The sequence below is a fragment of the Catellatospora sp. TT07R-123 genome (assembly GCF_018327705.1).
Lineage (GTDB): Bacteria > Actinomycetota > Actinomycetes > Mycobacteriales > Micromonosporaceae > Catellatospora.
Genome location: NZ_BNEM01000002.1, coordinates 4,265,728 through 4,291,681, shown reverse-complemented (window position 1 = coordinate 4,291,681; position 25,954 = coordinate 4,265,728). Strand labels below are relative to the sequence as shown.

Genomic DNA, 25,954 nt, shown 5'->3' with positions numbered 1-25,954 from the left:
CCCCCCTTTGGCCGGACCCCAGGACGACCCCCGTCTCCCCGGACGGGGGTCGTCGTCTTTCCGGCGGAAACCTTTACGTCATAGCAGATCAACCTGCCGGTCGGCGTGTCGTCCACAAGCGACCCGCCGTCCACAGCCGGGCCCTGCGCGACGTGGAGTCCGGATCGGATCGCGGCGCACAGTGCCCGCATGAGCCGTAGCCACCACCGATCCGGCGACACCGCCCGCGTACTGGCGGTGACCGCCGACCCCGATCTGCTCGACCACGTGCTGCGCATCGCGGCCGCCGCCGGAGTCGAGGTCGAGGTCGCGCACGACCCCGGCGCGGCCCGCCTGCGGTATGGGCGCCCGCCACTGGTCCTGCTCGGCGGCGACCAGGTCGGCGCCTGCGTCCGCGCCCGCCTGCCGCGCCGTCCCGGCGTCGTCATCGCCTGCCGCGACGGCCGCGACTCCCGCCCCTGGGACGACGCCCACCTGCTCGGCGCCGAACACGTGGTGCTGCTGCCCGCCGCCGAACCCTGGCTGCACGAACGCCTCGCGGGCACCCGCACCGCACCCGCCGGCGGCCGGGTGCTCGCCGTGCTCGGCGGCCGGGGCGGCGCCGGGGCCAGCGTGCTCGCCGCCGGGCTCGCCGTCACCGCCTGCCGGGAGCGGCTGCGCACGCTGCTCGTCGACGCCGACCCGCTCGGCGGCGGCGCCGACCTGCTGCTCGGCTGGGAGGAGATGCGCGGCCTGCGCTGGCCGCAGCTGGCCCGCACCAGCGGGCCGGTCGACCCGGCGGCGCTCGTCGAGGCGCTGCCCCGCCGCGGTGACCTGGTCGTGCTGTCCTGCGCCCGGGACGTGCCCGACGAGGAGTCGCCCGCCATGCCCGCGCTGCCCGCCGACGCCATGGCGGCGGCCCTGGACGCCGGGCGGCGCGGCCGCGACCTGGTCGTGGTGGACGTGCCGCGCCGCCTCGACGAGGCCGCGGCGGTGGTGCTGCAAGCGGCCGACCGGGCCCTGCTGGTCGTTCCGGCCGAGCTGCGCGCCGCCGCCGCGGCGGCCCGGGTCGTCGACCTGGTCCTGGCCCAGCGCCGCGAACTGTCCGTCGTCGTACGCGGCCCGGCGCCCGGCCGCCTCGGCGCCGCCGAGATGGCGCAGGCCCTCGGCCTGCCGCTGGCCGGGATGCTGCGCCCCGAACCCCGGCTCGCCGCCGCGTTGGAACGCGGCCAGCCGCCCGCCTCCGCGCCCCGGGGCCCGCTTGCGCTGCTGTGCGCCCGGCTCATCCGCGAGGTGACCGCGTGAGCGAGCGCGGCGATCTCGTCGGCGCCGGGGTGCTCGCCCCGCTGCTGAGCGACCCCGACGTCACCGACGTGCTCGTCAACGGGGTGCAGGTGTGGACCGACCGGGGCCACGGCTTGATGCGCGAGCAGCTGACCATGGCGTCGGCCGACGCCGTACGGCGGCTGGCGCAACGGCTCGCGGCGGCCGCCGGGCGCCGCCTCGACGACGGCACCCCGTTCGTCGACGCGCGGCTGGCCGACGGCACCCGCCTGCACGCGGTGCTGCCGCCGGTGGCCACGTCCGGGCCGTACCTGTCGCTGCGCACGTTCCGGCAGCGCTCGCTGTCGCTGGCCGAGCTGGTGCCGCCGCCGCTGGCCGAGCTGCTGCACGCGGTGGTGACCGCCCGGCTGACGCTGCTGGTCTCGGGCGGCACGGGTTCGGGTAAGACCACGCTGCTCAACGCGCTGCTGGCCCAGGTCCCGACCCGGGAGCGGATCGTGGTGGTGGAGGACTCCGCCGAGCTGCGGCCGGTGCACCCGCACGTGATCGGACTCCAGGCCCGCACCGCGAACGTGGAGGGCGCGGGTGGCGTCGGCCTCACCGAGCTGGTCCGCCAGGCGCTGCGGATGCGGCCGGACCGGCTGGTGGTCGGCGAGTGCCGGGGCGCCGAGGTCGTCGACCTGCTGGCCGCGCTGAACACCGGCCACGAGGGCAGCGCGGGCACGCTGCACGCGAACGCGCCCGGGGACGTGCCCGCGCGGCTGGAGGCGCTGGGCCTGCTCGGCGGGCTGCCCCGGGCCGCGCTGCACGCGCAGGTCGCGGCGGCGGTGCGGGTGCTGCTGCACCTGCGGCGTACGCCCCGGGGGCGGGTCCTGGAGGCCGTCTGCCTGCTGGAAGCCGACGGCCCGAACCGGCTCGTGACCGCCCGCCCCGCCTGGACCCACGACGCCGGGCTCGGCTCGGCCGCTCCTGGCCTGTGTCGCCTGCTGCGCGAACGCGACGTCGCCCCACCGACCTGGCTGGTCGGCCCGTGACCGCGATCCGGGCCCGCGCGGCGGTCGCGGGCGCCGCCGGGCGGCTGGGGCAGCTGCGGTCGCGTCGAGCCCGGCGGCTGCTGGGATTCGACCGGGACCTGCCTTTTCAGCCGTCTCGGCGAGCGGCGACCGTGGCGGTCACGGCTGCCGCGGCCGCCGGGGCGGGGCTGCTGCTGGGATCTGCGGCGGCCGGGGCGATCGCCGCCTGGTACGCCCTGCTCGGCCTGCGCCTGCGGCGGCGCGCCAGCGCCGACCGGCATCGGTCACGGCTGCGGGTCGACGCGCTCGACCTGCTGGCGGCGACGGCCGCGCAGCTGCGCGCCGGTGCCCCTACCCGGACGCTGCTGCTGCCAGACGAGGAGATCGACCGGCAACTCCACGCCGCCCGGCGGCTGGCCGACAGCACCGGCGCGCCACTGGCCGACCTGCTGGAACGGCTCGAAGCCCAGTGCCGGGCCGCCGACCGGGCCGACGCGGCCGCCACCGCCCAGGCAGCGGGCACCCAGCTCACCGCGATCCTGCTCGCCGGGCTGCCGGTCGGCGGGCTCGGGCTCGGCTACCTCATCGACGTGGACCCGCTGGCGATCCTGCTGCACACCCCGCTCGGCCTCGGCTGCGCGTTCGCCGCGGTGCTGCTCCAGGCGGCCGGGCTGGCCTGGACGCAGCGGCTGGCCCGGGGCGGCCCGGCGCCCGCGGTCGGCCGGGCCGCCGGACGGCGGCTGCGCAGGCTGCGGCTGCGACCGGGGCAGCAGTCGGCCCCGGGGCGTACGCGGTGGCTGCTCGCGCTCGCCGCCGGGGCCGGCACCTGCCTGATCGTGCCGCAGCCGGCCGGACTGGTCGCGGGCGCGGCGGTCGCCGCCGCCACCGAACTGCTGCTGCGCCGCCAGGAGCCGGCCGCCGTCCGGCTCGAACGCGAGGAGGCCGTCGGCGCCCTCGCCTGGGCGGCCGACCTGGTCGCGGCGGCGCTGCGTGCCGGTGTGCCGCTGGACGGCGCCGTCCTCGCCGTCGCGGCCGCCCTGCCCGGACCGCTCGCCGTACGGCTGCGCCGAATCGGGCGCAGCCTGCGGCTGGGCGCGACACCGGTCGAGGCGTGGCAGCACCTGGCCGACCTGCCGCCTGCCGCGCGCCTGCTCGCCGCCGTCGAGCGCAGCGCCGCCAGCGGCACCGCGCTGGCCGGGGCGCTGCACCGGTGCGCCGACGACCTGCGCGCCGACGCGGGGTTCCGGCGGCAGGCGACGGCGCAGCGCAACGCCGTCCTCGTCGTGCTGCCGCTCGGGCTGTGCTTCCTGCCCGCCTTCGTGCTCGCCGGCCTGGTGCCGGTGGTCCTCGCCGTGCTCGGCGAGGTGCTCTGAAACCGCAACCGAAAGGAGTTCGCCCATGCGGCGACGCCCGTCCATCACCGCGACCGCGCCCGAGCCCGATCTGCTCCCGCCCGTCGCGCCCGACCTCGACAAGCCCGATCTGCTCCCGCCCGTCGCGCCGGACCTCGACGAGCCCGACCCGGCCGAGCTCGCCGACCCCGCCGACTTCACCGAACAGTCCGACCCCGACCCGGCCGACTCCGCGGACCGGTCCGACCTCTACCCGGCCGATCAGTCCGACCCCGGCTCCGTCGACTCCGCCCTCCCGGCGGGGACCGGCGTGGGTCGGCCCTCCGGCCGGGCCGCGTCGCGGCGGCGCGGGTTCGCGGCGTCCGACGCGGGCATGAACACCGCCGAGTACGCCGTCGGCACGCTCGCGGCCGTCGCGTTCGCGGGCATCCTGCTCAAGGTGCTGACCAGCGACAGCGTGCAGGCCGCGCTGGCCGGCGTGGTCCAGCGGGCCCTCGGGTGACCCGACGAGACCGGGGTAGTGCCACCGCCGAACTGGCGGTGGCACTACCCGCCGTCGTCCTGCTGCTCGTCGCCGGGCTGGGCGCGGTCGCGGCGGTCACCACCAAGCTCGGCTGCGAGGCGGCCGCTCGGGACGCGGCACTGGCCGCTGCCAGGGGCGCCGACGTGCCCGCTGGGGCGAGCGTCACCGCGACCGAGGACACGGTCACCGCGACCGTCCAGCGGTCGATCAAGGTGACGACGCTGACGTGTGCGGCGACCGCCGCCCGGGAACCGGGTGCGCCGTGAGCACGCTGACGGCCCTCGCGCTCGGGCTGGTGTTCGTGCTGGCGGGGACCTCGCTCGCCGCGACCGGAGCGCAGCTGGTCGCCCGCGAGCAGGCGCAGACCGCCGCCGACCTGGGCGCACTGGCCGGGGCGGCGCGCGCGGTCGAGGGTGCCGACGCCGCGTGTGCGCGGGCGCGGCAACTGGTCGCCGCCAACGACGGCACGGTCCTGCGCTGCGAACTGGACGGTCTCGATCTCACCGTCGAAGCGCAGGTGGTGACCGGCGCCGGCGGCGCGGCGGCGACGGCGGTCGCGGGCCCGGTCCGCATCACCGAGGACACCGATCCGTGACCGTTGGCTCGGGACAGGAGGCGAAGGTGGATCCAGGCCGGGAGCTGACTGGTGGTTCCAAGGCGCGACCCGGCCCCGGCGATGTCGTGACCGGCGATGTCGTGACGGGCGATGTCGTGACCGGCGATGTCGTGACCGGCGGCGTCGTGACCGGCGACGTCGTGACCGGCGACGTCGTGACCGGCGACGTCGTGACCGGCGACGGCCAGGGGCGGCTGGATCGGACGGCGGCGGAGCAGGCTGGGCTGTTCACTCGGCAACAGGCCCACGATTGCGGATTCTCCGACACGCAGATCCGGCGCCGGGTACGGACCGGCGACTGGAAGGTTGTGCTCGGGAAGGTGCTGGTTCGGGGCGGCCGGGTGGTCACCGCGCTGCTGCGCGACCGGGCCGCCCTGCTGGCGGTGCCCGAGTCGGTGCTGTGCGGCCCGTCGGCGGCGCGCCGGTACGGGCTCGACGTCACCGACAGCCGAACCTGGCTCGCCGTCGGCTGCGACCGCCGCGTCCGGCTGGACGGGGTGGAGGTGAGCCGGGGCGTCCTGCCGCCCGCAGAGGTAGACATGGTCGACGGGGTGCTGCTGACCTGCGCCGCCCGAACCGTCGTCGACTGCGTACGCGTGCTGCCGCCTGATCAGGCCGACGCGCTGCTTGACCGGGCGATCCAGCTGCGGCTGATCACGTTCGACGAGTTCGTGGCCCGGGTCGGCGGCGAGGTCGGGCGGCACGGGGTGCGGGTGCTGGTCGCGGCGGTCCGACGGCACGCGCTCGGGGCGCGGTCGACGGCCGAGCGGCTGCTCGTGGGGAAGCTGCGGCGGCGCCGGATCAGGGGGTGGCGGGCCAACCTGCCCGTGTACGACGCCGACGGGCTGATCGGGGAGGTCGACCTCGGGTTCGAGGAGGTGATGCTGGCGGTGGAGGTCGACGGGCGGGCCTGGCACAGCGCGGGCGACCGCTTCCAGCACGACCGCTTCCAGCACGACCGGACCAGGCAGAACCGGCTGGTCCGGGCCGGCTGGACCGTCTTGCGCTTCACCTGGCACGACCTGCGGGACATGGACCGGGTGACGGCGGTGATCACCGATACCCTCACCCGCCTCCACCGAAGCCGCCCCCGCCCCCGCGGCTCGGCCAAGGTCCGCAACTGATCCGCCGCACGCCCGGCACCCGGCTCAGCAGCGAGACCTGACCGCCCCCACCGCGAGCAGGTCCCCGCGTGAACGCGCGGTGATCGTCGTTTCCGGTCGGAAGACGCTGCCTAAAGCCGATCTCTGACCGGAAACGCCGATCATGTGCGCGGAGGCCGGTGAAGATCGCCGTCTCCGGTCGGAAGGTGCGGCTCAGGCTGAGTTTCTGACCGGAGACGGCGATCACGCGGGGCGGCCCGCGGGCGGGGGCGGGGGCGTGGGTGGGGTGGTGGGGGGTAGGTGGGTGAGGATGGTGTCGAGGATTTGGACGGCGCCGGGCTTGTGCAGCGGGTTGTTGCCGTTGCCGCACTTCGGGGACTGGATGCAGCTCGGGCAGCCGCGTTCGCACGAGCAGTCGGCGACGGCGGTGCGGGTCGCGCCGAGCCAGTGCGCCACCATGCCGTACGCGCGCTCGGCGAAGCCCGCCCCGCCGGGGTGGCCGTCGTACACGAAGATGGTCGGCGCGTCGGTGTCGGCGTGCCGGGCGGTGGACAGTCCGCCGATGTCCCACCGGTCGCAGCTCGCCACCAGCGGCAGCAGCCCGATCGCGGCGTGCTCGGCGGCGTGCAGCGCCCCGGGCAGGTCCTCGATCCCGGCCACCGCGGCCTCGGCGACGGTCGCCCAGACCGCGACGGTGCGCAGGGTGCGGGTGGGCAGCTCCAGCGGCCAGGTGCCCAGCACCTCCCCGGTGTCCATCCGGCGCCGCTGGAACGACACGACCTGGCTGGTCACCTCGACCTCGCCGAGGAACAGCCCGACCGGCCCGCAGTCGAGGTAGGACCGCACCTCCAGCACGGTCAGCGCGATGGTGTCGCGGGCGTGCGTGGAGAACGGCGGGTTCTCGGACTCGACCAGGGCGACCCCGTCGGCGAGGTCGAGCGACTGCACGACGTACGTGCGGCCCTGGTGGGTGTAGACGGCGCCGGGGTGCAGGTGATGGTGGGCGGCGCCGGAGTCGGCGGTGCCGATGAGGCGGCCGGTGGACGCCTCGATCACGGCGATCGGCGGGCCGCCGGTGCCGCGCAGGTCGATCTCGGGGCGCTGCGGGTGGGTCCAGTACCAGCCGGTGGGGCGGCGGCGCAGCGCACCGGCGGCGACGAGTTCGGCCAGCAGCGCCTCGTCGGCGCCGAACAGCGGCAGGTCGGCCTCGGTGAGCGGGCGCTCGGCGGCGGCGGTGCACAGGTGCGGGGCGAGCACGTACGGGTTGGCGGGGTCGAAGACGGTCGCCTCGACCGGGGTGCCGAACAGCGCCTGCGGGTGGTGGATGAGGTACGTGTCCAGCGGATCGTCCCGGGCGACCAGCACGCACAGCGCGTCGCGGCCGCCCCGCCCGGCGCGTCCGGCCCGCTGCCACATCGCGGCCCGGGTGCCCGGGTAGCCCGCGAGCAGCACCGCGTCCAGCCCGGTGACGTCGATGCCGAGTTCCAGCGCGTTCGTGGTGGCCACGCCGGTGAGGCTGCCGTCGGCCAGGGCCCGCTCCAGGGCGCGGCGCTCCTCGGCCAGATACCCGGCCCGGTACGCGGCGACCTGGCGGCCCAGCCCCGGCTGCGCCTCCTCCAGGGCATTCTTGGCCTGCGCCGCGACGACCTCGGCCCCGCGCCGGGACGGGACGAACGCCAGCGTCCGCACCCCCTGGACCACGGCGTCGGCCAGCAGGTCGGCGGTCTCGCGCAGCGCGGAGCGGCGCACCGGGGTGGCGTCGCCGTCGGCGGAGACCCCGGGCAGTTCCGGCGGCTCCCACAGCGCGAACGTCGTCGACCCGCGCGGCGCGGTGTCCTCGGAGACCGCCACGACCGGTCGGCCGATGAGCCTGCTCGCGCTGCCCGCCGGATCCCCCGACGTCGCCGACGCGAGCAGGAACACCGGCCCGCCGTCGCGCCGCGTCCGGGCGGCGTCGAGAAGGGGCCCTTCTGCTACGGAATCCGAGGAGAAGGCGCCCTTCCTCACCTCCGGGCGAAGGATGGCGCCGGTGGCGCCGGTGGGGCTGGTGGCGGTGAGGCGGCGCAGGCGGCGCAGGACGTGGGCGACGTGGGCGCCGAAGACGCCGCGGTAGCTGTGGCTCTCGTCGACGATGACGTACCGCAGGTTGCGCAGGACGCCGGACCAGCGGGTGTGCTGCGGCAGGATGCTGTGGTGCAGCAGGTCGGGGTTGGTCAGGATGACGTTGGCGTGCTGGCGGATCCAGTCGCGGTCCTCGCGGGAGGTGTCGCCGTCGCACACCGCGGCGCGCAGGCCGGGCAGTCCCAGCGCGGCCAGTGTCCGAAACTGGTCTGCGGCCAGCGCCTTGGTCGGGGCGAGGTACAGCACCCGCGCGCGCGGGTCGGTGAGCACCGCGGACAGGGCCGGGAGCTGGTAGGCCAGGGACTTACCGGAGCCGGTGCCGGTCGAGATGACGACATCGGCGCCGCTGTGGGCGAGCTCGGCGGCGTCGGTCTGGTGCTGCCAGGGCGCGCTGATCCCGGCCTGCTCCAACGCCCCGACGAGCGCCGCGGGCACCCAGCCGGGCCAGGCCGCACGCTGTCCGGCCCGGGCGGGCAGCCGCTCGACGTGCGTGATCTGGTCTCGTTTGAGCCAGTCCGGCAGCAGGTCCACCCCAGCACTCTGCCACCATGCGCCCGTACGCGGCCAGCCCGGCGTACGCGTAGCCGCCGAGCGTGGGCGATGGTTAGATGCACTGAGACACAGTCAGGCCGGGTCCGGCGTCGTGAGGAGGTGCCGATGGAGCTGTCGCTGGCGACCCGTGTGGTCGCGGCGCACACCGTGCTCGAGGTCGGCGGCGAGGTAGACGTCTACACGGCTCCGAAGCTGCGTGAGCGGATCGCCGAGCTGCTGGACAGCGGCGTGACCGCCGTCGTGGTGGACCTGGGCCGGGTCGAGTTCATGGACTCGACGGGGCTGGGCGTGCTGGTCGGCGGGCTGCGTAAGGCGCGTGCGCTGGGGGCGACGTTCGGCGTCGTGTGCGCCCGCGACTCGCTGCTGAAGATCTTCCGCATCACCGCGCTGGACCAGGTGCTGCCGCTGTTCCCATCGGTCGACGCGGCGACCGCGGGCTGAGCCGGGCAATGGCGACCGTACGCCTCGAATTCACTCCCGAACCCGCGCACGTGCGAACGGCGCGGCTGGTCGGCGTGGCCGTGGCCCGGCGCGCCGGGGTGCCCGACGACCAGCTCGACGAGGTGCGGCTGGCGATCGGTGAGGCGTGCGCGCGGGCGGTGGCCCGGCACCAGCGGGTGGGGCTGCGCAGCCCGGTGACGGTGGCGTTCACCGACGGCGACCGGTTCGTGGTGCAGGTGTGGGACAGCGCCGGCGACGACGCGCCGATCGAGGCCGAGGAGCAGATCACCTTCGATGTCAGCGCCAGCCTGCTACAGGGGATCGTGAAGGACCTGCAGGTACGGCCGCTGGAGGCCGGGCCGGGCTCCGAGGTGCAGATGGTGTGGCCCGTTCGGCGCGCCTTGCGCTTGGGACGCTAAAACCACGCACGGCGGGCATAGAGTCGCTGAGCGTACCGCACAAACCCCGGCGGCGCAGCAAGAAAGATCACCGCGACACGGAAGCTCCTGGGTGTGACCCGGACCACGTGCCCGGTTTACAGTTCACGGGTTGTTTCTGCGCCGTAACCGTCGCCATGGATGCGTCGGGAGGCGGTCGCGTGTCTCAGTTGATCATGATTCCTCGGGAGGACAAAGATGTCCGGGACCAAACTCGTCGCCAGTGGCGACGGGCTGGCCCTTACCGGCACGAACGTGTCGTACGTAGTTGTCGCGGCAGTGATCGCGCTGGTGGCGTTGGGTTTCGCCGCCGCGCTGGTCAAGTCGGTGCTGGCAACGGGTAAGGGCACCAACAAGATGCAGGAGATCGCCGCCGCCGTCCAGGAGGGCGCGTCGGCTTACCTGTTCCGCCAGTTCAAGACGCTCGGCATTTTCGTCGTGCTCGCGGTCATCCTGCTCTTCCTGCTGCCGGTCCACGGCAGCGGCGACAACGACACCGCCCTGAAGATCGGCCGCTCGGCCTTCTTCGTGGTGGGCGCGCTGTTCAGCGCGTTCATCGGCGGCGCCGGTATGGCTCTGGCGACCCGCGCGAACCTGCGCGTCGCCGCCGCCGCCCGCGAGGCGGAGGGTGGCCGCGAGGCGGCCATGGCGATCGCGTTCCGCACCGGCGGTGTCGTCGGCTTCCTGACCGTCGGTCTGGGCCTGTTCGGCGCCGCCCTGGTGGTGCTGCTGTACAAGACCGACGCGGCGACCGTGCTGGAGGGCTTCGGCTTCGGTGCCGCCCTGCTCGCGATGTTCATGCGGGTCGGCGGCGGCATCTTCACCAAGGCCGCCGACGTCGGCGCCGACCTGGTCGGCAAGGTCGAGCAGAACATCCCCGAGGACGACCCGCGCAACGCGGCGACCATCGCCGACAACGTGGGCGACAACGTCGGCGACTGCGCCGGCATGGCGGCCGACCTGTTCGAGTCGTACGCGGTGACCCTGGTCGCGGCCCTGATCCTGGGCAAGGCGGCGTTCGGCGTCGACGGCCTGGTCTTCCCGCTGATCGTCTCCACGATCGGTGTGCTGATCGCGATCGTCGGCGTGTTCCTGACCCGCCTGCGCAAGTCCGACAAGAACGGCCTCCAGGCGATCAACCGCGCCTTCTACATCTCGGCCGCGCTGTCGGCCGTCGTGGTCGCGGGCGCCTCGCTGTGGTACCTGCCGAAGACGTTCGCCGAGCTGGGCAAGCCGGAGTTCTCCGGCAACCCGCAGCTCGTCGCCATCGGCGCGGTCGTCATCGGCATCGTGCTGGCCGCCGCCATCCAGGCGCTGACCGGCTACTTCACCGAGACCGACAAGCGCCCGGTGCAGGACATCGGCAAGACCTCCGAGACCGGCGCGGCCACCGTGGTGCTCTCCGGCATCAGCGTCGGCCTGGAGTCGGCGGTCTACTCGGCGCTGCTCATCGGCGCCGGCGTGTACGGTGCCTACCTGCTGGGCGACGGCAACCTGGTCGTCTCGCTGTTCGCGATCGCGCTGGCCGGCTGCGGCCTGCTGACCACCGTCGGCGTCATCGTCGCGATGGACACCTTCGGCCCGATCTCCGACAACGCGCAGGGCATCGCCGAGATGTCCGGCGACATCGACGAGAAGGGTGCGCGCACGCTCACCGAGCTCGACGCGGTCGGCAACACCACCAAGGCGATCACCAAGGGCATCGCGATCGCGACGGCCGTGCTGGCCGCGACCGCGCTGTTCGGGTCGTACACGGACACCCTCGGCGTCTCGCTGACCGAGGCGGGCAAGACCGCTGGCGACGTCATCGACCAGATGCTGAACGTGGCCAACCCGGCCAACCTGGTCGGCCTGCTCATCGGCGTCTCGGTGGTGTTCCTGTTCTCGGGTCTGGCCATCAACGCGGTGTCGCGTTCGGCTGGCGCGGTGGTGCACGAGGTGCGCCGCCAGTTCCGCGAGCTGCCGGGCATCATGGACGGCACGCAGCGGCCGGAGTACGGCAAGGTCGTCGACATCTGCACCCGGGACGCGCAGCGCGAGCTGATCACGCCCGGTCTGCTGGCGGTGCTGGCCCCGATCGCGGTCGGTTTCGGCCTCGGCGCGGGCGCGCTGGCGTCGTACCTGGCCGGTGCCATCGGCGCGGGCACCCTGATGGCCGTGTTCCTGGCCAACTCCGGTGGCGCCTGGGACAACGCGAAGAAGATGGTCGAGGACGGCGCGCACGGCGGCAAGGGCTCGCCCGCGCACGCCGCGACCGTCATCGGTGACACGGTCGGCGACCCGTTCAAGGACACCGCCGGTCCGGCCATCAACCCGCTGATCAAGGTGATGAACCTGGTGTCGCTGCTGATCGCCCCCGCCGTGGTGGCGCTGTGGTACGGCGACAGCGCGAGCGCCGGTGCCCGCACCGCGATCGCCCTGGTCTGCGCCGGGATCATCGTGGTGGCCGTGTTCATCAACAAGCGCAAGCCGATCGCGGTGGGCGCCGGTGACGAGGGAAAAGCTGACGCTGCGACCCCTTCGCAGCGCGAGAAGGTCAGCGCCTGAGCACCGAGCAGGGCTTGACCTGAGAGATCAATAGAAATCGTGGGGGCTGCCGGGAGGCGGCCCCCACGGCATAGGGTGCGGAGTATGCGTTCCAAATCCGGTGCTGCGCCGGCGCTGCCGCTGGCCGTGCTGGTGGGGCTCGTGGGGCTGGTCGGGCTCGCCGGCTGCGTCGCGTCCGGACCCCCGCCCCGGGTGTGGGCGGCCTCGGTCTGCTCGGCGCTCACGCCGTGGCGGGATGAGATCTCCACGCTGACCACCCGGGCGCAGCAGCAGACCCCCGCCTCCACCACCCCCGAGCAGGCCAAGGAGAACCTGGTCCGGATGCTTGAGGGCGCCCGCGACGCCAGCGAGCGCGCCCGTGGCAAGGTCGTCGCGGCCGGGGTGCCCGGGGTGGACGGCGGCGCCGCGATCGCCGACGGGGTCGCCGACTCGCTCACCAAGGTCCGCGACGCGTACGGCAGGGCCGGCGACGCGGTCCGCGCGCTGTCGACCGACGATCCCGCCGTCTTCTACGACCGCGTCTCCGGCGTGATGGTCACCCTCCAGCAGGAATACTCCGCCAGCGCACTCGACACGAGCTCGCTGCGCTCCGCCGAGCTCCAGCAGGCGTTCGCCGAGGTACCGGAGTGTCTCTGAACCGGCAGCTGGCGATGTTCTCCGCCGAGTCGGCACGGCCCTCGCCGTACGACCTGGCGGGTCTGCTCATCGGCCCCGGCCAGGTGACCCGGATGGGCGGCACGGCCCGGGTGTCGGTGGTGGTGGACGCCGCCTGGCGGGTGCACGCGCTGGCGGCCGAGTTCGCCGCGCGCGGGCTGGAGACGAGCTGGGAGGAGGCGGCGATCGAGGGCCACTTCGGGGTGCGCACGTCGTACACCGGGATCCTGTCGCCGCTGGCCGAGGCGTGGCTGCGCGGCTCCGGCAAGCGGCCTCCGGCCGGGTTCGCCCTGGACGGGGCGCGGCTGCGGCTGTGGTTCGCGGCGGCGGGCTCGGTCGTTCCCGAGGGCGACGGCGCGCTGCTGCGGCTGGGCGCCAGCGACGAGCACTGCGGGGCCGTGGCGCTGCGCGCGTTCACGTCACTGTCCAGCGCGGCCGAGCTGGCGAAGGGGCCGTCGCTGCGGATCAGCGGGCGGCGCCGGGTGGCCCGGCTGCGCGAGCTGGTCGGCGAGCGCCCCCACGTGGCGCCGCCGGGCGCTTGGCCCGGCGACGCCACGTTCGCCGCGGACTCCGACGAGACGTCGGCGCGGCGCCCCACCCCGGCTCCGAAGTCGCCCCCCGCGACTGTCGAAGCGCCGAGTGCCGAGGAATGGCTACTACTGGATCAGCGTCCAGCCGGCACGGGGACCGACTCGACCGGGCCGTAGCGGGCCGAGGCTGCGCCGGTGACGTGCGCCCAGTAGCGGTCGCCGTAGGACCAGTGCCACCACTCGGTCGGATAATTGACCATGCCGACCGCGGTCAGCGCGTCGCCGAGGATCCGGCGGTGCCGCGCTGCCTCGGCGGAGACGTTGGCCGAGTCGGTGTGGCAGGCCTCGCTGTCGGTGTCGTTGACCTGGGTCCCCATCCAGATCTCGGCTCCGTCGGCGGTGCACAGCGTGAGGTCGACCGCCGCGCCGGCGACGTGCGGGGCGACCTCGGGCGGCGAGATGTACCGGCTCGCCCGCCGGTGGTACCAGTCATCGTCGCGGCCGGGCTGGATCGTGCGCAGCCGCTCCTTGTGCGCGTCGAAGTACTGCCGCTGCAGGCACAGCGGCCGGTAGCACTCGACGATCAGCAGCCGCAGCTCCGACGGCAGCAGGGTCTGCGCGGTGACCAGCCGGTCGACCACGCTCAGCCGTACGTGCGCGAACGCGCCGTCGGGGTCGGCGAGCCTGGCGTCCAGCCGCAGCGCCCCCACGGTCCGCAGGTCGATCAGAGCCTCCTGGCAGTCGGTCACCGGGGTCTCCACGACCGCGGTGTCCGACAGCAGCACCATTTCCGCCATGTCACTTCCCCCTTCCCCCCGTGCACAGGCGTATGTGTGCCGGATACGGGTGGCTGGCCCCGTGCCCAGCCACCCGTATCTCCGACGGCTGTCATCTTTCCGGCAAGCGCTTTAACTTTTCTGTAATTGACCAGGTCGGATGCCCTGCGCCGGATGACGGCGGGCTTTCGCGACGGTCAGTGCCCGGATGCGAGCTCCGCGTATTCACGCGCGCCGTGGTCGTGGAAGACCTTGCGGGCGCGGTCGCGGATCTCGGCGGCACCGGCGAGCTCGCCGCGCGCGGTCAGCAGGGCCGCCCGGTCGCGGTCGAGCCGGGCCCGCCACACCGGCACGTCCATGGTCTGCCAGATGGCCAGGGCCGCCTCCAGGCAGGCCTCGGCCAGGTCGAGCCGCTCGCAGGCCAGGTGCAGCTGCCCGAGTACGCGCAGCGTCGCAGCCTGCCCCCAGCGGTCGCCCATGGTGTGGCTGACGGACAGCGCCCACTCCAGGCGGGGCAGCGCCTCGTCGGCGAACCCCTGCCGCAGCCGCGTCTTGGCCAGCGCACGCACCGCGTACGCCTCCATCAGCTCGTCGCGCTGCTCGTGGAAGATCTCCACGGACTGCTCGCACAGCTCCCGCGACCGGTCCCACTCGCCCCGCGCCCGGTGGTAGAGCCCGAGGGTGCGCAGCGTGTGCCCCTCCCCGAGCTGGCTGCCCACCCGCCGGTACGCCGCGAGCGACTCGAACAGGTCGTCCCACGCCCCGGCGTAGTCGCCCAGCTCCAACCGGATCGAGCCGGCCAGGCGCCGCGCGTACCCGATGCCGGTGTCGTCGCGGGCGTCGTGCAGCATCGCGACCGCCTGGTCCAGGAAGTGGATGCCCTCGGCCAGGCGCCCCGGCTCGCGGCAGGCGATGCCCAGCCCCGCCAGCGCCGCCGCCTGCCCCGGCAGGTCGTCCAGGTCGCGGAACAGGCTGAGCGAGGCCCGGAAGTGGCGCCGCGCGTCGGTGTAGTGGTCCTGGTCGTAGCGCAGCTGCCCCAGCTCGGTGAGGATCACCGCCTCGTCGCGGGGCTTGTCCGCCTTGCGGGCCGCGGTCAGCGCCGCCTCGACGACGCGGCTGCGCGTCTCGAACCGGTTCGTGCCCATGAACGCCGACGCGTTGCGGGCCGAGGCGAACTCGCAGACCAGGTCGTACATGCCCAGCGCGCCCGCGCGCTCCACGCCCGCGGCCAGCGCCGACTGCTCGGCCTCGAACCAGTCCCACGGGTCGGCGATGACCAGCGCGGTCACCTCGTCGTCGACGGGGAAGAAGTTCGAGGGCGCGCGCCGCCAGCGCATCTCCGCCGGCGGCGACTCGGCCGCGGTCCGGTTGATCAGCGCCAGCCAGCCGCGCAGCGCGCGGGCCACCGCTCCGGTCAGCTCGTCGGCGGGCTCCTCGATCACGGCGCACTCGCGGGCGTACAGCCGGATCAGGTCGTGCAGCCGGTAGCGCATGCCGCCCATCCGGTCCACCCCGACGAACTCCACCAGGTGCTCGTCGACCAAGCGCTCCACCAGCTCCTCGGCCTCGGCCAGGGAGGACTCGGCCAGCCAGGACACCACCCACGGCGAGAAGTCCGGCACCCCGAAGTAGCCCAGCCGCCGCAGCACCGAGCGGGAGTCCGACTCCAGCGCCCGGTAGCTGACCTCGATGGTGCTGCGCACGCCGACGTCGCCGACGGACAGGTGGTTCAGCCGCCGGCTCTCGTCGGCGAGCTTGTCGGCCAGCAGCCGCAGCGGCAGGGCCCGCCGGCCGGCCAGCCGGGCGCTGACGATCCGCAGCGCCAGCGGCAGCCCGTCGCAGTACTCGATGATCCGGGCCGCGGCCTCGGGGTCGGCGTCGATGCGCTCGGTGCCGGCCAGCCGCCGCAGCAGTTGCAGCGCCTCGGCCGGGTCGAGCATCGGCAGCTCGGTCAGTGCCGCCCCGGCCAGGCCGGGCAGGCGGTCCCGGCTGGTCACCAGCACCGCGCTGCCGGTCACCCCGGGCAGCAGCGGGCGCACCTGCGCCTCGGACCCGGCGTCGTCCAGCACGACCAGCATGCGCCGCTGGGCGAGCAGGCTGCGGTACAGGTCGGCCCGCTCGCTCGCGCCGTCGGGCAGCTGGGACTGGTCGACGCCGAGCGCGCGCAGGAACCGGGCCAGGACTTCGGCCGGGTCGGCCGGTGCGTCGGACAGGCCGTGCAGCTCGGCGTAGAGCTGCCCGTCCGGGAAGTCGGCGGCGAGCTGGTGGGCGACCCGGGTGGCCAGGGTGGACTTGCCGGTGCCGCCCGGCCCCGCGATCACCTGCACCGCGGGCAGCCGGTCCGGGACCGGCCGCAGCGCCACGGCCAGCTGCTCGACCTGCTCGGCGCGGCCGGTGAAGTCGGCGGGCACCGGCGGCAGCTGCGCCGGAACCGGGTGCACGGCGCCGGAGGCGGCCTGCTCGGGCGAGCTCGACGACGCGGCCAGCAGTTCGGTCTCGCCGCGCAGGATGGCGTGGTGCAGCGCGGTGAGCTCGGGGCCGGGCTCGACGCCCAGCTCGTCGATGAGCACCTCGCGGGCGTCCCGGAAGCAGGCCAGGGCGTCGGCCTGCCGCCCGAGGCGGTAGTAGACGGTCATCAGCTGGCAGCGCAGCCGCTCGTTGACCGGGTTGCGGCCGACCAGCACGGTCAGCTCGCCGACCAGCTCGCTCCACTGGCCCTGGGCGATCTCGGCGGCGATGCGCTCCTCGGCGGCGGCGACCCGCATCTCGTCCAGGCGCGCCGCGTCGGCGGCCAGTCCGGTCTCGCCGAGCCCGGCCAGGGCCGGACCCTCCCACAGCGACTCCGCCCGGCGCAGCAGGTTCGCGACCTGGGGGTGGTCCCCGGCCGCCGCGGCGGTGCGGGCCTGCGCGACCAGGTCGCTGAACAGGTCGCGGTCCAGGGAGCCCGGCGGGATGCGGACGGTGTACCCGGGAGCGGTGGTGGCGATGACGTCGTCGACGCCGCGCGCGGCGAAGGCGCGGCGGAGGCTGGAGACGTACGTCTGGATCAGGGCGCGGGCGCTGTCGGGCGGGTCGACGCCCCAGAGGACGTCCACCAGGCGCTCGGTCGGCACCACCCGGCCGTGCTCCAGCAGCAGCGCGGCGAACAGGGCCTTGGGCTTGGTGCCGCCGAGCGGCACGGGCTCCCCGGCGACGGCCGCGCCGACGGGTCCGAGCAGCCGGAACTCCACCTCGCACCTCACCGTCGCACCTCAGGGGCGCCCAGTGTAACGGCCCGGTCACGTCGGCCCGGCGCGTCGGTCGAGCACGTCAGTCCAGGTCACAGGCCACCGGACAGCGCCAGTATGGATGATCGCGCATGCCGCGTCACCCTGGCCGGTGCTCAGCGTGACCGGGTCGGTACCTGGACATTGGCGGACTTTCGCCATGACGGAACCCCGCCAACATCGTCTATTCACCCGAGGGCTGCCGACCCGGTAGACCCTTGTCATGTTCTCCCCCTCACATTCCCCCGGCACCCGTCGCAGGCGGTGGCAGCTGGTCTCGGCGGCCGCGGTGGTGCCGCTGCTCGCGGCGGGTTTCGCCGTCCTGCAGGCGCCCGCTTCGGCCGCGCCGAGCAAGCCCACCGTTCCCGCCAAGCCCTCGGCGACCCACAAGGTCACCTTGGTCACCGGCGATGTCGTCACGGTCACCACGATGTCTGACGGCAGGCAGATCGCCGATGTCGACCGGCCGGACAACGCCGTCGGCGGCGTGAAGATCCAGGAGATCAAGGGCGACCTGTACGTCATCCCGGACGAGGCCGCGTCGCTGCTGTACGCGAACAAGCTGGACCGGCGGCTGTTCGACGTCACGGATCTGATCGAGATGGGCTACGACGACGCCAAGTCGTCCCAGGTGCCGCTGATCGCCACGTACACCCCGGCCAAGACCAAGGCCAAGACGGCCGATCCGGCGGCGCCGCGCGGCAGCAGGCTGGTCCGCAGGCTGAACGGCATCCACGGCGCCTCGCTGTCGGCCGACAAGCGGCAGACCCGCACCTTCTGGACCACCGTCGCCCCGCAGGGCGCCACGGCGCTCGGCTCGGGCGTGGCCAAGCTGTGGCTCGACGGCCAGGTCAAGGTCGACCTCAAGGAGAGCGTGCCGCTGATCGGCGCGCCCGAGGCGTGGGCGGCCGGTTACGACGGCCACGGCGTCAAGGTCGCCGTGCTCGACACCGGCATCGACACGACCCACCCCGACCTGGCCACCCAGATCGACGGCACCGCCAGCTTCGTGCCCGGCGAGTCCGTCATCGACATCCACGGCCACGGCACCCACGTCGCCTCGACGATCGTGGGCACCGGCGCCGCCTCCGGCGGCGACTACAAGGGCGTCGCGCCCGGCGCCGACCTGATCGTCGGCAAGGTGCTCGGCGGTGTCGAGGGCAACGGCGCCGACTCGTGGGTCCTCGCGGGCATGGAGTGGGCGGCCCAGCAGGGCGCCGACATCGTGAGCATGAGCCTCGGCGACAGCTTCCCGTCGGACGGCACGGACCCGATGTCGATGGCGGTCGACCAGCTGTCCGCGCAGTACGGCACGCTGTTCGTCATCGCCGCCGGCAACGCGGGTCCGCAGAGCATCTCCGCGCCCGGTGCGGCCGCCTCGGCGCTCACCGTCGCGGCGACCGACAAGCAGGACGGCCTCGCCTACTTCTCCAGCACCGGGCCGCTGACCAACGGTGCCATGAAGCCGGACATCTCCGCGCCGGGCGTCGACATCACCGCCGCCCGTTCGCAGCAGCAGGTCAACCCGGCCAACGACGGCATGTACTGGACCATCAGCGGCACCTCGATGGCCACCCCGCACGTGTCGGGCGCGGCCGCGATCCTGAAGCAGCGGCACCCCGACTGGACCGGCCAGCAGCTCAAGGAAGCGCTGATGAGCAGCGCCAAGGGCCTGGCCGACTGGTACAACCCGTACCAGGTCGGCACCGGACGGCTGGACGTGGCCGCCGCCGTCCGCAACACCGTTCGCGGCACCGGCACGCTGTTCTTCGGCAACTACAAGTGGCCGCACCAGCCGACCGACACCGCCGTCACCAAGGACCTGACCTTCACCAACAGCGGCACCGCCGACGTCACGCTGAACCTGGCGCTGACCGACACCGGTGGCGCGTTCACGCTGGGCGCCGCCACGGTCACCGTGCCGGCCGGCGGGACGGCGACGGTTCCGGTCACCGGCGACCCGCAGGCCGCCCCGAACGGCAGCAACACCGGTTACGTGGTCGGCACCGACGCGGCCACCGGCCAGCCGGTGACCCGCACCTCGGTCGGGCTGCTCAAGGAGGACGAGGCCTACGACCTGAACATCAAGCTGGTCGGGCGGGACGGCAAGCCGGCCTCGGGCTACGTCGGGATCAACCAGGCCGGCAGCGAGTGGCCGTGGTCGCTCTACGTCGAGGGCTCGACGACCCTGCGCATGCCCCCCGGCACCTACACCGTGTCGAGCTACCTCGACGTGGCGGGTGCGAAGGCGGACCGCAGCGGTCTGGCCGTGCTGGTCGACCCGGAGGTCATCCTCGCCGGCGGCCCGGCCGACGTCGCCCTGGACGCGAGCAAGGCGCGCCTGCTGGAGACCGAGGCGCCGCAGCACGCCGAGAACCGGCAGGTCATCGTCAACTACAAGATCCACTTCAACGGGACCGACCCGTGGTACGACATCCGGGGCGGCTACGAGGTCCCGCCGATGTACGACGACGTCTACGTCTCCCCGACGGAGAAGATGACGCAGGGCGAGTTCGTCTTCACCAGCCGCTGGCGCAAGGGAGAGGAGCTGCTCAGCCTGAGCGGGATGGCCGGGCTGCTCCACTTCGAGACGCTGGTGCAGGCGGGCAGCACCCTGGACACCTCCGCGGACACCATGCTGGCGGTCTACGCCGGCAAGGGTGCGCCGGCGGACTACCGCAAGATCAAGGCCAAGGGCAGGCTCGTCGTCGTGCAGCGCAGCGACGAGGTCATGCCCGAGGAGCGCACCGCCGCCGCGATCGCGGCCGGGGCGAAGGCCCTGATCGTGGTCAACGACGCGCCCGGCGGCCTGCTGGAGATCGTCGGGGAGTCGACGATCCCCGTCGCCACCGTGCACCGCGACGCGGGCAAGCTGCTCATCGCGATGGCCAAGCTCGGCTTCGTCAACCTGCGGGTGAAGCAGACGGAATACACCCCGTTCGTGTACGACCTGGCCCGCGCCTACCCCGGCCAGGTGCCGGACAAGCCGCTGGTCTACAAGCCGAGCCAGCGCGACCTCGTGAAGATCGACGCTCGGTACTACAACGCGGGCGCCCCCGCCGAGGGCTCCGGGTTCCGCATCGACCTGACCATCATCCCGGCGCTCGGCTTCCCCGAGCGGGAGTGGCACCCGGGCACCCGGGTCGAGTGGGTCACCCCCGACCAGGAATGGGCGGAGTCGCACGAGCAGAACAGCTACGGCGAGCTGCCGTGGGTCATGGTGTCGGGCGCCAACACGTTCGCCAAGGGCAGCACGCCGCGACTGGACTGGTTCGCCCCGGCGACCCGCCCCGGCATGAGCGACTCCTTCGGCGTGCAGAACTCCCGCGCGCAGAACTACATGACCTGGAACGTCCTGGCCTGGGGCTCGTCCAGCGACGTGATGCGGCTCGGCGGCTACCTGCCGTGGGGCGCGACGCCGGAGCACCTGCAGGTGTTCCAGGGCGACACGCCGATCTACGACAACCAGTTCAGCGGCGACATGCAGTGGCAGGAGGTGCCGGCGGGCAACCTGCCCTACCGCGCCGTCCTGGACGCGGAGCGGCCCGGTGATCTGTTCCGGCTGTCGACCCGTACCCACAGCGAGTGGACCTTCAAGTCCGGCTACGTGGACTCGGACTACTTCGAGCCGTTCTCGGTGCTGAACCTGGACTACGCGCTGGAGACCGACCTGCACGGCGACGTGAAGGCCAACGCGAACCAGCAGATCACGCTGCACCCGGTCTCGATGGACCACGGCACCGTGCCCGGCAAGGTCACCAAGGTGACCCTGTCCGTCTCCTACGACGACGGTGCCACCTGGCAGAAGGTGACCCTGACCAAGGGCGCCGACGGCTACTGGACCGGTTCGTTCAAGACCGCGAACAAGGCCGGCGGCTTCGTCTCGATTCGCGCGAGCGCCGAGACGAACAGCGGCTACAGCGTCAAGAACGAGATCATCCGGGCGTACGGCCTGCGATGAGTCACCGAGGTGGGCCCCGGGGAGGAGACTCCCCGGGGCCCGTCCCGTCTGACAGCTCGTCAGCAGGGACTATTCAAGTTTCCGCACCATGGCGCATACTCTCCCCGCAGTCATCACCACCGGGGAGGGTGCCGATGCTGGGCGCGCTGGGGCTCGACCCCACCGAGGAGCGGGTCTACCGCGCCCTGCTCGGCCGGCCCAGCACCACCGCGATGCTGCTGGCCGACGTGCTTGAGCTGCCCGAACCGGACGTGGACCGGGCACTGTCCCGATTGGTCGGGTCCGGCCTGGCCCAGCGCTCCGGCGGGGAGGCGTACGTCGCAGCGCCGCCCGCGATGGCGCTCGGCGCCATGATCACCGAACGGCGCGACGGCCTGCGCATGGCCGAGCAGGCGCTGGTCACCCTCGCCGAGGAGCACCGCGCGGCGGTGGCCGGGCGCAGCATCGGCGAGCTGATCGAGGTGCTGTCCGGCGTCGACGCGATCCGCCACCGGTTCCAGCAGGTGCAGCAGGCGGCCCGCAAGGAGATCCGGCACTTCGTCACGGCGCCGTACATCGCGGTGCCGCCGGGCTCGAACGCCCAGGAGGACGCCGCGGCCGAACGGGGCGTGCGCTTCCGGGTGGTGCTGGAGCGGCCGGTGCTGGCCGAGCCCGGCATCGTGCCGGAGATCATGGACTCACTCCAGCGAGGCCTGGAGCTGCGCGTCGCGGACTCGCTGCCGATGAAGCTCATCCTGGCCGACGAGGACCTGGCGCTGGTGCCGATCGCGGTGTCGTTCCTGCCCGGCAGCGAGCCCGGCGCCGTCCTGCTGCACCGCAGCGCGCTGCTGGCCGCGCTGGAGGCGCTGTTCGAGATCGTGTGGCAGCGGGCGTACCCGCTGGAGCTGGCCGCGTTCACGGGCGGCGAGCTGCCGTACGCGGAGGTGGAGTCGGACGGGCCCACCCCGCTGGACCGGCGGATCATGGCGTTGCTGCTGTCCGGCCTGACCGACCAGGCCGTGGCCACGCAGCTCGACCTGTCCCTGCGTACGCTCCAGCGCCGGCTGCGCCACCTGATGGACCTGGCCGGGGTCGACACCCGCATGCAGCTCGGCTGGCACGCCGCCCGCCACGGCTGGGCCTGATTCACGAACCCGGGCGCGGCGCAGCCGCCGTCCGGTCGGTCACCTGGCGTCGATCAATCGCGTCGGGCAGATGGGCGAGCTTGAGCCGTCCGCGCTGGACAGCGACGTGCTCGTCGGAGAGCCAGATCTGCGATTCACTCATGACTGTCGGGTGCCCCCTCGGCGACGCTGACATGAGCGGTACGTGGCACCGCGATGAGGTCGAACCCCATGGTGGCGAATGCCTCGACGAGGCGATTGACGGCCGGATTGCGCCCGGCTTCCATGTTCAGGATGGTGGTGCGGTCGGTTCCGACGAGGCCGGCGAGCTGTGCCTGGGTCAGGCCGCGCTCGCGTCGAGCGCCCTGGAGCGCCTGTTTGACGCCCCGGCTACCCCGAATGCGGTACCACATGAAGACTCCGCCCCAAGTTTGTGATGTTGGGCGAAGCCAACATTAGCACGCTACAGGTCGAATGTTGGCTGTAGCCAACATTCGGGGAGAAGCGAGGCGATGTTGGCTGTGGGCAACATTTTGCAAGATCGCCGGTTGGCGCGCAGTATGGAATCCCTCTTGTCCGGTTTATGGCGCGGAGTATCGTGTCTCCGGTCACAAGAATGTGCCCGTACGTCAATGGGGTGTGTAACCCCTGACGCACACTGAGCGTTACCTTGGACATCCGCGGCCGGTGTCACCTCCTCGGGGCATCAGCCGCCGCTCGCCTGCTGCGTAACCTCAGACCGAGCCGCCCGGTGGGCGGCTGAAGCCACCCGGACCACCGCGGAGAGAAAAACGTGCCGACTGCTTCCAGGAACCGGCTGGTGATCGTCGAGTCCCCGGCGAAGGCGAAGACCATCTCGGGCTACCTCGGCCCGGGATACGTCGTCGAGGCGAGCCTCGGGCACATCCGCGACCTCCCTGCGGGGTCCAAGCAGATGCCGGAGAAGTACAAGAAGGAGCCGTGGGCCTACCTCGGCGTCGACGTCGACAACGGCTTCGCTCCCGTATATATCGTCAACCCGGACCGGGCCAAGCACGTCAGCAAGCTGAAGGCGCTGCTCAAGGACGCCGACGAGGTCCTGCTGGCGACAGATGAGGACCGCGAGGGCGAGGCGATCGCCTGGCACCTGGTCGAGACGCTGAAGCCGCGCGTCCCGGTCAAGCGGATGGTCTTCCACGAGATCACCAAGCCGGCCATCCAGGCGGCCGTGGCCAACCCGCGCGAGATCGACCGCGACCTGGTCGACGCGCAGGAGACCCGCCGCATCCTGGACCGCCTCTACGGCTACGACGTGTCGGCGGTGCTGTGGAAGAAGGTGCAGCGCGGCCTGTCCGCGGGCCGGGTGCAGTCGGTGGCGACCCGCATCGTGGTCGAGCGCGAGAAGCAGCGGATGGCGTTCCGTGCCGCCGACTACTGGGACATCACCGCGACGCTCGCCGTCCAGAAGCCCGGTGACGGGCCTCGCACCTTCACCGCGACCCTGATCGCGCTGGACGGCGACCGCATCGCCTCCGGCAAGGACTTCGAGCCCACCACCGGCCGGCTCAAGCCCGGCTCCGGCGTGGTGCAGCTCGACGGCGACGGCGCCCGGGGGCTGGCCGCGCGGCTGGACGACCGGCCGTTCACGGTCACCCGGGTCGAGGAGAAGCCGTACCGGCGCAAGCCGTACCCCCCGTTCATCACCTCGACGCTCCAGCAGGAGGCGGCGCGCAAGCTGCGCTTCTCCTCGGCGGCGACGATGCGCACCGCCCAGCGGCTGTACGAGAACGGCTACATCACCTATATGCGTACCGACTCGGTGAACCTCTCCGAGTCGGCCCTGGCCGCCGCGCGGACCCAGATCGCCGAGCTCTACGGCTCCGGCGCGGTCCCGCCGCAGCCGCGCCGCTACACCGGCAAGGTCAAGAACGCGCAGGAGGCGCACGAGGCGATCCGCCCCGCGGGCGAGAACTTCCGCACCCCGGGCGCGGTCCGCAACGAGCTGTCGACCGAGGAGTACAAGCTCTACGAGCTGATCTGGCAGCGCACCGTCGCCTCGCAGATGACCGACGCGGTCGGCATGAGCGTCAGCGTGCGCATCCGGGCGACCACGGCGGCCGGTGAGGACGCCGACTTCGGCTCCAGCGGCCGCACCATCACCGACCCCGGCTTCCTGCGGGCGTACGTCGAGTCGTCCGACGACGAGTCGGCCGAGGCCGACGACGCCGAGCGCAAGCTGCCGGTGCTGGTCAAGGACCAGCCGCTGACGGAGGAGGGGCTGGAGGCGGTCGGGCACACGACCCAGCCGCCATCCCGCTACACCGAGGCGTCGCTGGTCAAGGCGCTGGAGGAGCTGGGCATCGGGCGCCCGTCGACGTACGCGTCGATCATGCAGACGATCCAGGACCGCGGCTACGTCACCAAGCGCGGCCAGGCGCTGATCCCGACCTTCGTCGCGTTCGCGGTGATCGGGCTGCTGGAGCAGCACTACCCGCGCCTGGTCGACTACGGCTTCACCGCCGCGATGGAGGACCAGCTCGACCAGATCGCGGGCGGCGACGCCACCGCGCTGGAGTTCCTGACCTCCTTCTACTTCGGCTCGCCGACGGCGGAGGAGGGCTCGGTCGCGCAGGCCGGCGGCCTGAAGAAGCTGGTCACCGAGCACCTGGGCGAGATCGACGCGCGCAGCATCAACTCGATCAAGCTGTTCACCGACGAGCAGGGCCGCGACGTGGTCGTCCGCGTCGGCAAGTACGGGCCGTACCTCCAGCGCGGCGCGAACGTCAACGGGCACGGCACCGGCACCGGCACCGGCACCGGCAGCGACATCGACCCCGACGCCGAGACCGCGAGCGAGGGCGACCGCGTCTCCGTCCCGGACGGGCTGGCCCCCGACGAGCTGACCCCGGAGAAGATCGAGGAGCTGTTCCTCGGCGGCGGCGGCGAGCGCAGCCTCGGCGACCACCCGGAGACGGGCGAGCCGGTGGTGCTCAAGTCCGGCCGGTACGGGCCGTACGTCTCCAGTGGCGAGATCAACTCCTCGCTGCTCAAGACGCACACCCCGGACACGCTGACCCTGGCCGACGCGCTGCGGCTGCTGTCGCTGCCGCGCCTGGTCGGCAAGGACGCCGACGGCACCGAGATCTTCGCCAAGAACGGCCGGTACGGCCCGTACATCGAGCGGGCCGGCGACTCGCGCTCGCTGGAGAACGAGGAGCAGCTGTTCACGGTCACCCTGGCCGAGGCGCTGACGCTGCTGGCCGCCCCGAAGCAGCGGGGCCGCCGCACGGCGCAGCCGCCGCTGCGGGAGATGGGCGTCGACCCGCTGACGGAGAAGCAGCTCGTCATCAAGGACGGCCGGTTCGGCCCGTACGTCACCGACGGCGAGAGCAACGCCTCGCTGCGGCGCGGGCAGTCCCCGGAGAGTCTGACCATCGAGCAGGCCAGCGAGATGCTGTCGGAGAAGCGGGCGAAGGGGCCCGCCCCGAAGAAGGCGGTCAAGAAGGCACCGGCCAAGAAGGCCGCCGCGGCGACGAAGGCCACGGCGACCAAGGCGGCGGCGAAGAAGACGACGGCCAAGAAGGCGACCGCCGCGAAGGCGGTCGAGAAGGCCGCTGAGCCCGCCAAGAGTGTGCCGAAGAAGGCTGCCGCGAAGAAGACAGCAAGCTGACCGCTTACCGACCCTGCCCAGGGTCGTTGACCCTGGGTAGGGTGTCG

Annotated in this window: 19 protein-coding genes and 1 pseudogene; 15 read left to right on the top strand and 5 right to left on the bottom strand. The window is 73.2% G+C overall.

Features of this window, described 5'->3' with window-relative positions:
* The first annotated feature begins 237 nt into the window (after positions 1-237).
* The 7 genes and pseudogenes from ssd to Cs7R123_RS38940 all read left to right on the top strand — a co-directional run bounded on the left by ssd (position 238) and on the right by Cs7R123_RS38940 (position 5,891).
* On the top strand, positions 238-1,284 hold the full coding sequence (gene ssd / locus Cs7R123_RS38970) for a septum site-determining protein Ssd (RefSeq protein ID WP_212835108.1): 1,047 nt from the start codon (positions 238-240) through the stop codon (positions 1,282-1,284).
* Positions 1,275-2,297: pseudogene (locus tag Cs7R123_RS38965) on the top strand (TadA family conjugal transfer-associated ATPase); the annotation flags it as partial. The gene ssd and the pseudogene Cs7R123_RS38965, both read left to right, overlap by 10 nt.
* Before the next feature lie 650 nt (positions 2,298-2,947).
* Positions 2,948-3,649, top strand: a complete 702-nt coding sequence (locus Cs7R123_RS38960) for a type II secretion system F family protein (RefSeq protein ID WP_374707105.1) — start codon at positions 2,948-2,950, stop codon at positions 3,647-3,649.
* A gap of 352 nt (positions 3,650-4,001) precedes the next feature.
* The gene (locus Cs7R123_RS38955; protein ID WP_212835103.1) at positions 4,002-4,130 is read left to right on the top strand and encodes a DUF4244 domain-containing protein; all 129 of its coding nucleotides are present in this window, start codon (positions 4,002-4,004) and stop codon (positions 4,128-4,130) included.
* Positions 4,127-4,417, top strand: coding sequence for a TadE/TadG family type IV pilus assembly protein (locus tag Cs7R123_RS38950; RefSeq protein WP_212834132.1), 291 nt, complete (start codon positions 4,127-4,129; stop codon positions 4,415-4,417). The genes Cs7R123_RS38955 and Cs7R123_RS38950 overlap by 4 nt, the downstream gene beginning before the upstream one ends.
* A complete protein-coding gene (locus Cs7R123_RS38945) occupies positions 4,414-4,746 on the top strand; it encodes an Rv3654c family TadE-like protein (protein WP_244872421.1) in 333 nt (110 codons plus the stop codon). Before Cs7R123_RS38950 ends, Cs7R123_RS38945 begins: the two co-directional genes overlap by 4 nt.
* A gap of 116 nt (positions 4,747-4,862) precedes the next feature.
* Entirely contained in the window at positions 4,863-5,891 is a 1,029-nt protein-coding gene (locus Cs7R123_RS38940; protein ID WP_212834130.1) for a type IV toxin-antitoxin system AbiEi family antitoxin domain-containing protein, read from the top strand.
* A gap of 222 nt (positions 5,892-6,113) precedes the next feature.
* On the opposite strand, the gene Cs7R123_RS38935 is transcribed toward Cs7R123_RS38940, so the two are convergent.
* Positions 6,114-8,522, bottom strand: a complete 2,409-nt coding sequence (locus Cs7R123_RS38935) for a DEAD/DEAH box helicase (protein WP_212834127.1) — start codon at positions 8,520-8,522, stop codon at positions 6,114-6,116.
* A gap of 126 nt (positions 8,523-8,648) precedes the next feature.
* Here Cs7R123_RS38935 and Cs7R123_RS38930 point away from each other — a divergent pair, with 126 nt between their 5' ends.
* From Cs7R123_RS38930 to Cs7R123_RS38910, 5 genes are all read left to right on the top strand, one after another.
* A complete protein-coding gene (locus Cs7R123_RS38930; protein ID WP_212834125.1) occupies positions 8,649-8,984 on the top strand; it encodes an STAS domain-containing protein in 336 nt (111 codons plus the stop codon).
* 8 nt (positions 8,985-8,992) lie between these two features.
* Positions 8,993-9,403, top strand: a complete 411-nt coding sequence (locus tag Cs7R123_RS38925; protein ID WP_212834123.1) for an ATP-binding protein — start codon at positions 8,993-8,995, stop codon at positions 9,401-9,403.
* Positions 9,404-9,619: 216 nt separating this feature from the next.
* Positions 9,620-11,968, top strand: coding sequence for a sodium-translocating pyrophosphatase (locus tag Cs7R123_RS38920; RefSeq protein ID WP_212834121.1), 2,349 nt, complete (start codon positions 9,620-9,622; stop codon positions 11,966-11,968).
* 84 nt (positions 11,969-12,052) lie between these two features.
* Positions 12,053-12,604, top strand: a complete 552-nt coding sequence (locus tag Cs7R123_RS38915; protein WP_374707087.1) for a hypothetical protein — start codon at positions 12,053-12,055, stop codon at positions 12,602-12,604.
* Positions 12,595-13,329 carry a hypothetical protein gene (locus Cs7R123_RS38910; protein WP_244872420.1) on the top strand — a complete coding sequence of 245 codons (735 nt, stop codon included), beginning with the start codon at positions 12,595-12,597 and terminating at the stop codon, positions 13,327-13,329. The genes Cs7R123_RS38915 and Cs7R123_RS38910 overlap by 10 nt, the downstream gene beginning before the upstream one ends.
* On the opposite strand, the gene Cs7R123_RS38905 is transcribed toward Cs7R123_RS38910, so the two are convergent.
* A complete protein-coding gene (locus Cs7R123_RS38905) occupies positions 13,287-13,949 on the bottom strand; it encodes a M15 family metallopeptidase (RefSeq protein ID WP_244872419.1) in 663 nt (220 codons plus the stop codon). The genes Cs7R123_RS38910 and Cs7R123_RS38905 overlap by 43 nt on opposite strands.
* A 176-nt stretch (positions 13,950-14,125) precedes the next feature.
* Entirely contained in the window at positions 14,126-17,170 is a 3,045-nt protein-coding gene (locus Cs7R123_RS38900) for an AfsR/SARP family transcriptional regulator (protein ID WP_212834118.1), read from the bottom strand.
* A gap of 247 nt (positions 17,171-17,417) precedes the next feature.
* Between Cs7R123_RS38900 and Cs7R123_RS38895 the strand changes: the two genes are divergently transcribed.
* A complete protein-coding gene (locus Cs7R123_RS38895) occupies positions 17,418-21,155 on the top strand; it encodes a S8 family serine peptidase (protein WP_212834116.1) in 3,738 nt (1,245 codons plus the stop codon).
* A gap of 134 nt (positions 21,156-21,289) precedes the next feature.
* Positions 21,290-22,279: a TrmB family transcriptional regulator gene (locus tag Cs7R123_RS38890; RefSeq protein ID WP_212834114.1), complete on the top strand. Its 990-nt coding sequence runs from the start codon at positions 21,290-21,292 to the stop codon at positions 22,277-22,279.
* A 1-nt stretch (position 22,280) separates the two neighbouring features.
* Here Cs7R123_RS38890 and Cs7R123_RS38885 read toward each other — a convergent pair whose 3' ends face one another.
* Positions 22,281-22,421, bottom strand: a complete 141-nt coding sequence (locus tag Cs7R123_RS38885) for a hypothetical protein (RefSeq protein ID WP_212834112.1) — start codon at positions 22,419-22,421, stop codon at positions 22,281-22,283.
* On the bottom strand, positions 22,414-22,671 hold the full coding sequence (locus Cs7R123_RS38880) for a helix-turn-helix domain-containing protein (RefSeq protein WP_212834111.1): 258 nt from the start codon (positions 22,669-22,671) through the stop codon (positions 22,414-22,416). Before Cs7R123_RS38880 ends, Cs7R123_RS38885 begins: the two co-directional genes overlap by 8 nt.
* A gap of 380 nt (positions 22,672-23,051) precedes the next feature.
* Between Cs7R123_RS38880 and topA the strand changes: the two genes are divergently transcribed.
* On the top strand, positions 23,052-25,907 hold the full coding sequence (gene topA / locus Cs7R123_RS38875; RefSeq protein WP_212834109.1) for a type I DNA topoisomerase: 2,856 nt from the start codon (positions 23,052-23,054) through the stop codon (positions 25,905-25,907).
* The last annotated feature ends 47 nt before the right edge of the window (positions 25,908-25,954 follow it).